Annotated in this window: 6 protein-coding genes and 1 pseudogene; 4 read left to right on the plus strand and 3 right to left on the minus strand. The window is 41.8% G+C overall.

Going from position 1 to position 5,985, the window contains the following annotated elements; all coding sequences use genetic code 11:
• On the minus strand, positions 1 to 778 hold a 778-nt coding region (gene cysS / locus AACQ21_RS03685), incomplete at its 3' end, for a cysteine--tRNA ligase (protein WP_105976403.1).
• 179 nt (positions 779 to 957) lie between these two features.
• Between cysS and AACQ21_RS03690 the strand changes: the two genes are divergently transcribed.
• From AACQ21_RS03690 to AACQ21_RS03705, 4 genes and pseudogenes are all read left to right on the plus strand, one after another.
• Positions 958 to 1,452, plus strand: a complete 495-nt coding sequence (locus tag AACQ21_RS03690; RefSeq protein WP_010319203.1) for a peptidylprolyl isomerase — start codon at positions 958 to 960, stop codon at positions 1,450 to 1,452.
• 36 nt (positions 1,453 to 1,488) lie between these two features.
• Positions 1,489 to 2,222, plus strand: a pseudogene (lpxH, locus tag AACQ21_RS03695) (UDP-2,3-diacylglucosamine diphosphatase).
• 103 nt (positions 2,223 to 2,325) lie between these two features.
• Positions 2,326 to 3,540 (plus strand): EAL and HDOD domain-containing protein, encoded by a 1,215-nt coding sequence (locus AACQ21_RS03700; protein ID WP_105976405.1) that lies wholly within the window; start codon positions 2,326 to 2,328, stop codon positions 3,538 to 3,540.
• Between the two features lie 67 nt (positions 3,541 to 3,607).
• On the plus strand, positions 3,608 to 4,075 hold the full coding sequence (locus AACQ21_RS03705) for a YchJ family metal-binding protein (protein ID WP_146127514.1): 468 nt from the start codon (positions 3,608 to 3,610) through the stop codon (positions 4,073 to 4,075).
• Between the two features lie 66 nt (positions 4,076 to 4,141).
• Here AACQ21_RS03705 and AACQ21_RS03710 read toward each other — a convergent pair whose 3' ends face one another.
• Positions 4,142 to 4,693: a DUF2057 family protein gene (locus tag AACQ21_RS03710; protein ID WP_236732756.1), complete on the minus strand. Its 552-nt coding sequence runs from the start codon at positions 4,691 to 4,693 to the stop codon at positions 4,142 to 4,144.
• Positions 4,694 to 4,857: 164 nt separating this feature from the next.
• The gene (locus tag AACQ21_RS03715; RefSeq protein WP_094165356.1) at positions 4,858 to 5,880 is read right to left on the minus strand and encodes a porin; all 1,023 of its coding nucleotides are present in this window, start codon (positions 5,878 to 5,880) and stop codon (positions 4,858 to 4,860) included.
• Between the last annotated feature and the right edge of the window lie 105 nt (positions 5,881 to 5,985).

Below are 5,985 nucleotides of genomic sequence, written 5' to 3' on the forward strand. Positions count from 1 at the left end.
CCATGCCACTGTGCATCCATGTGTTCACATAGGGAGTGTCATGTGCGCAGCATGATTGAGCAATTTCATTTTCATGGTGAGGAAACTGCAAATCAGAGCCTCCACCATGAATATCAAAGTGGTTACCCAAAATCGCTGAATTCATCGCCGAACATTCGATGTGCCAGCCTGGGCGTCCTTCTCCCCATGGGGATTCCCAAGTGGGCTCTCCCGGCTTCGACATTTTCCACAACACAAAATCAAGTGGGCTACGCTTAGCAAGATCAACATCAACACGAGCGCCCGCTTGAAGCTGATCGAGATCTTGTTTGGATAACTTGCCGTATTCGTCAAATTTGCTGACTTCAAACATCACATCACCATTAGAAGCAACGTAAGCAAAACCGCGTTCAATCAGTCGTTGCACCAAGCCTATGATTTCTTGGATATAAGCAGTTGCACGAGGCTCGACATCTGGACGTTTCATATTCAATGCATCAAAATCTGCATGCATGTCTGCGATTAAGCGCTCGGTTAGCGAATCGCAAGATTCACCATTTTCGGCAGCACGTTTAATGATTTTGTCATCAATATCAGTGATGTTACGCACAAATGTAAGGTCATAACCTAAGTAGCGCAAGTAGCGAGAAATCACATCAAAAGAAACGAAGGTGCGACCATGGCCAATATGACAGAGATCATAAATGGTGACTCCACAGACATACATACCCACTTTGTTGGCATGAATTGGTTTGAATTCTTCTTTTTGTCTAGTGATTGAGTTATATATTTTCAGCATGATCTCTATCTAATAACTGTTTGAACTAAAATGGCTTCACAGTATAACAACTCTAGCCTAGCTTGGTCATCCTTATTCTCTCGCAATAATACGGCCCCTAAAGACATTTGTTGATTTGAATGTGTCCAAAGTTCAGTTAAAATCCGGGCCTCAACGAAAAATAGATAAAGGTAACTATCATGATCATCCTTCACACGAATTTTGGTGATATTAAAATTCAACTTAATGAAGAAAAAGCACCAGAAACAAGCGCAAACTTTCTACAGTACTGCCGTGACGGTTTTTACGATAACACTCTGTTCCACCGCGTTATCGATGGATTCATGATTCAAGGCGGCGGCATGACCTCTGGCCTAAAAGAAAAAACAACTCGCGCAACGATTAAAAACGAAGCCAACAATGGACTAAGCAATAAGATCGGTACTCTTGCCATGGCGCGCACTATGGATCCACACTCTGCAAGTTCTCAGTTTTTCATCAACGTGAACAACAACACATTCCTAGATTTTCGTTCAGAAAGCCGAGATGGCTGGGGCTACTGCGTGTTCGCTGAAGTGATCGAAGGTATGGATATTGTGAACAAAATAAAAGCCGTGAGCACAGGCTCTATGGGCATGCATCAAGATGTTCCACTAGAAGAAGTGTTCATTTCTGGCACAACCATCGAAGAGTAACGGTAAAAGGAGCGCTATGCGCACCTTATTTTTATTATGCATACACTATTTATTTTGATTTACACCTAAGCCCTTCTCGACCAGATATCACCGAGTGTTTTATCCGTTTCATGCGCGAAGAAGCCATTCATGCCGATGCACTGTACGTGCTTGGCGATCTTTTCGAATTTTGGATAGGTGACGATGATAATTCACCTTTCGCCAACCAAATAAAATCGGAATTTAAACAACTGACTCGCGAAGGGGTTGCTTGCTATTTTACTCAAGGAAACCGCGACTTCTTGCTTGGCAAACGATTTGCGAAAGAAACCGGAATCACTCTTCTCCAAGAAGAACAAGTAATTGACCTTTATGGAAAAAAAGCCGTGGTGTTGCATGGCGACACACTCTGTATTGACGATATAAAGTATCAAGCCTATCGAAAGAAGGTTCACCAGCCTTGGCTACAATGGGTATTTAATCGGCTGCCATTTTTTGTAAAGGTTCGTATTGTGGGTAAAGTACAGTCGGGCATCCATAATGATAAGCAAATGAAATCTATGGATATTATGGATGTCACACAAAGTGAAGTGGATAGAGTTCTGACCCAGTATGGGGTCGATTTAATGATTCATGGCCATACTCATCGACCAGAGATTCATCACAGAAATCAACTTCATGGCACCGCAACGCGAATTGTTTTGGGTGACTGGTACACCCAAGGTTCAGTCTTAGTCTATGCTAATGATGGTTACGAACTGCAAACTCGACCTTTTAGTTCTAAAAACTGACGCCAAGTCGCACTCTGGTACTAATTGGTTTAAGTGGTCGAATCAAAAGTTAAGCTATAATAAGTATAATCAATAATATCAATAATTAGATAAGAGTCTTGCCTTGAAATACTCCTATATCGCCAGACAACCCATACTCGATCGTGACCGGAAAACTATCGGCTACGAGCTGCTATTTCGAGACGGTCCTAAGAATACCTTTCCAGATATAGACCCAGACTTAGCAACGAGCCGGTTACTCTCTGATCATTTTTTATCCACTCATTACAATACGCTGGGTAAGCATTTAGGGTTTGTCAATTTTCCTTATCAAAGCCTGATTAACCTCGTGCCTACGCTTTTTCCTGCGCAAAACTTAGTCGTTGAGGTATTGGAAGATTGCGAACCAACTTTAGAGTTATTAGAAGCAATTAAAAAGATGGCGAAGCTTGGTTACCAAATTGCGCTTGATGACTTTGTACCCAGTTCAGGCTGGCTCGTCTTCTTCCCCTATGTGTCAATTATCAAATTTGACATCCGTATCGTTCCCCTTGAAAAAGCCGCTCGCTTTATTCAAAAACTTGGTGCGACGAAAATTGAGTTCCTTGCTGAGAAAGTAGAAACCTATGAAGAGTTTAAGCAAGCTAAAAAGGCGGGCTTTACCTATTTTCAAGGCTACTTTTTTAGCAAACCAGAGATGTTACAGCGCAAAGCGTTAGAGCCTGCATTTCTTACTGTGGTGCAACTGTTCAAAGAAATAGCCAAATCTAACCTCGATTACAAAGCCATTGAGGAGCTTGTCGCCACCGACCTGACCCTGTCTTATAAACTGTTAACCTTTGTTAACTCATCCGCGACAGTCAGTTCAAAGATCCACTCATTTAAACAAGCGCTGATTTATCTCGGCGAACAACGATTGAGAAAGTTTATCTCCTTGGTTGCGATTGCTTCGACGCAAGAATCTAAACCGGATTATTTGTATGGCTTATCCATTCAAAGGGCAAGATATTGCGAACTGATCGGTGTGAAAGCAAAAATGAACGTTGAACCCGGTTCGGCCTTCCTGACAGGAATGTTTTCGCTACTCGATAGCCTACTTGATCAACCTTTAGAAAGTATCATGGAAGAGATGCCTATCGACGAATACGTTAAACTTGCACTAATAGAGGGGAAAGGAGAATTAGGTCTGGTACTTGAATTAACTCGAGCTTATGAACAGGCTGACTGGCAAAAGGTTGAGAAAATTGCTCATGCGTTAAATATCGAAGAGCCCGTAGTGAAAGAGTGTTACAACGAAGCTGTGAAATGGACAGCCGATTTACTGGGTGTCCACTCCTGAGTAGACATCGAGTTTAGATCTCCTTAAACTTCCCCGTCTTATCTGCATGGGCAATTTGAGAGGATTTATGAACCAATGCTATTGTGGTAGTCATTTAGATTACCAACACTGTTGTGAACCAATCCACAGAGATTCAGCTTTAGCCATCTATCCAGAACAACTGATGAGAGCCCGCTATAGTGCCCATGTTCTAGGCTTGGTTGATTTTGTCATCAATACCTATCATCCGAGTTGCAATGCACCACAGCAACGCGACGCGATTGAAGAATCAATCAACAGTCAATGGTGTGCGCTAGACGTCATCTCCGCAAGTATCCGCAACAACGAAAATGAAGGCTTCGTTCATTTCAAAGCCTATTACACACAGAATCAACAGCAATTTTGTCTGCAAGAACGTTCACGATTTATACGAGAAAATGGTATCTGGTTCTACATTGACGGTGAATTTCCACAGGAGAACACACCAACGAAGCTAGGACGAAATGACCCATGTCATTGCGGTAGCGGCAAGAAATTTAAGAAGTGTTGTGGGTAAGAGATTCAAAGTCACACACAGCTATGTGACTTTGAATCCTGGAATTATGGTGTAGTACGGAATAACCTATTCAGTATAAAGACCTTGCACAACCCAATCCAAAAACTCTCGTCTTTCTTCTTTTGAAGCTTTACTAAACCAAATTTTTAGCTGTAAGGCCGCTTCCGATTCAGTATATTTTGTCGATTGAGCTGAAGTGCCCAACGATTTTAATTCATCGGTCAAATGATGAAACTTTCCAGATTCAAAAATGACACCCTCTTTGCGGTTTTGCTTAATCGTCAAAGAACGAATATCTGAATAAGGCATCAGCGAACCATTTTCTGGCTCAAGGCGATATTGTTTACTATCTGTGACTTCGACTCCGTTTTTCTTCAAAACAAAAATCGGCTCACTCTTAAACTGCTTCTCCTGAATAACTTCGTATCGACCCGAAACAAGCTCCACAGATAGCTTATCTCCAGCTTTAATCTCTGTTCGAATGACATAAGGGAGAGACGAGAAATACTCTGGCTTAGCCACTTTCTTTAAGCGACCAGCAAAGGTGAGAACCAGTTGGTTTTCACCATCAATAAATATTGGTTTTTCTTCATCCGTGAATAGCGCTTCATTCAGCACTTCCAAAGTAATGCCTCTTTGCAAATCAAGCGATTGAGATAATGAAGAAAAACTCACTAACATCAATAAACTTACAATAACGTTCTTTACCATTTTCTTTTACAGCTCCTATATGAAAAAAGCCAACGCTAAGCGTCGGCTTTTAGTTCATCAAATTACTCGAATTAGAATGTGTAGTAAACACCTAGAGTAATATCTTCGTAATCATTACCCGCCCAAGCTTTCTTAGCTTCAGCTGTTTCGTATTCAACGAACACGAGTACGTTACTAGAAACGGCATAGTCAACACCTACAACCAAATCAGTCACTTGCGCATCAATAGTAGTTTTTTGGCTTACATTAGCAAAAGATACGGCTTTATCGAAATCAGCGAATGCATAAGTAGTGTATAGGCGTAACGCATCAATTTGGTAAGATGCTGCTAGGTTCCATACATCACCTTCTACTGCGCCAGAAGTTGAACTAACAGACGCGACATCTGCAGCACCAAGAGAGCTTAGACCTTCAGTACTTAGATAAGTTGCCGCGAAGAAGAAACCAGCAACATCAACAGAAGCAGATACACCGAATGAACTTGCATCGTAGTCTTTTGCCACTTCACTGCTGTTGAATGAAGCACCAACAGAGAACATGTCCATCGCGTAGTTAGCTGATAGGCCGTAAGAGTTATCTAGTTTGTCAGTGCTATTAGTATACACATCCGCAACCAAGGTTAGGCCACCAACAGGAGTCACTTTCAGTGCAAGACCTTCTGTTTTGCTTTCGTAAGGACGATCTAGACCGATGTAGTTACCTTCGTTAGCAATATCGGTTTTTTGAATTGCATCAAAAGATTCTGCGAAATCACCAGTTTCACCAACAGCCACACCCCAGATATCGCCTTTCACACCGACATATAGGTCGTCGACTACTACCCCAGCAGAACCGTCACCTTCAAATTCAAAAGAACCAAAAGTGGTTAGGCCATTAGAAAGCTTATGAGAAGCATCTAGCTGGATTTTCGCCCAAGTAGAGAAATCTGCAGAGTTTTTAGTTTTAGCATAATCTTTGCTTGTTTCTTTTTGAATTAAGTAAGCATCAATTTCGCCTTTAAGGCCAACTGAAGTGCTGTCGTTAGAGTAAATTTCTGCTGCGTTAACTGAGCTTGCTGCCGCAAGCACTGCTAGTGCTAATAGAGTCTTTTTCATAATTAATCCACTGCCTTTTCTTATGTATGGGAATTCCTTATCCGGTTCCCTTTGTTTTTGCTGGCAACTTCCAAATTTAAACTCGGTTCGTTGCCGCCATTAAAT

Origin of the sequence: Vibrio sp. V01_P9A10T6 (genome assembly GCF_963877065.1) — a bacterium.
GTDB classification, from domain to species: Bacteria; Pseudomonadota; Gammaproteobacteria; order Enterobacterales; family Vibrionaceae; genus Vibrio; species Vibrio anguillarum.

What these genes read in the sequence shown, in the direction of transcription:
- AACQ21_RS03715 (WP_094165356.1), bottom strand. Translation starts at nt 5,880, where the DNA reads ATGAAAAAGACTCTATTAGCACTAGCAGTGCTTGCGGCAGCAAGCTCA.
- AACQ21_RS03705 (WP_146127514.1), top strand. Translation starts at nt 3,608, where the DNA reads ATGAACCAATGCTATTGTGGTAGTCATTTAGATTACCAACACTGTTGT.
- AACQ21_RS03690 (WP_010319203.1), top strand. Translation starts at nt 958, where the DNA reads ATGATCATCCTTCACACGAATTTTGGTGATATTAAAATTCAACTTAAT.